Below are 917 nucleotides of genomic sequence, written 5' to 3'. Positions count from 1 at the left end.
GCGTCCAGGGTGATGGTCACGCTGGCCTGGTCGCTGGCGCGGCGGCTGCCTTGCGGGTTGGCAAGCGGCAGCGAGGCGGGCGCATCGCCCAATGCCTGTTGCCAGTAGTCCAGCTCGTCAGAGTGGACCTGGGCGTAGCCCTGCAGGGCCTGCGCCCAGTCGCCGTAGCTGCTGCTGCGCGCGGGCAGCTCGACGCCCTGGCCCGCGACGCGGGCGCGGTAGATGCTCTGCATGTCTTCGAGCAGGATGCGCCAGGACACGCCGTCGACCACCAGGTGGTGGATGGCCAGCAGCAAGAGCCAGCGGCCGTCGGCCACCTCGATGGCCAGGGCGCGGATCAGCGGACCGCGCTGCAGGTCCAGGCTGCGCTGGGCTTCGTCGCACAGGGCCTCGATGCCGGCGTCGTCCTTCGCCTTGCGCACCCACAGCAGTTCCTGCAGTTCGGGTTCGGCAACGGGTTCGTAGCGTTGGGTCCACGTACCTTGTGCCTGGGTGTAGCGCAGGCGTAATGCGTCGTGGTGCTGCACCAGCACGGCCAGCGCCTGGCGCAAGGCCTTCACATCCAGCGGTTCGCGGCTTTGCAGCAGCACCGACTGGTTCCAGTGATGGCGAGCCGCCATCTGCATGCCGAAGAACTCGGCCTGGATCGGCAGCAGCGGCACCTCGCCTTCGGCCGGTGCGCGCACCTGCGCCGCAGCCGCCTGATGGTCCAGTTCCTGCACCACGCCGGCGAGCTGGGCGATGCTCTGGCGCTCGAACATCTGTCGCGGGGTGAGCTGCCAGCCAGCGCGCCGCGCCTGCGCGACGATCTGCAGGCTGAGGATGGAGTCGCCGCCCAGCTCGAAGAAGTTGTCGTGGCGCCCGACCTGGGGCAGGCCCAGCACCTGGGCCCACACCTGCGCGAGCGCCTGTTCCAC

1 protein-coding gene is annotated in these 917 nt (G+C 69.9%); it reads right to left on the bottom strand.

Annotated elements, in window-relative coordinates:
- Positions 1–917 (bottom strand): condensation domain-containing protein (locus AC1RVW_RS30810; RefSeq protein WP_493204530.1); only part of this gene is annotated, 917 nt, incomplete at both ends.

It is taken from the genome of Variovorax sp. MPBD4-3 (genome assembly GCF_058809745.1).
The sequence above is the reverse complement of the archived record's forward strand: the minus strand, read 5'-3'. Positions and strand labels throughout refer to the sequence as shown.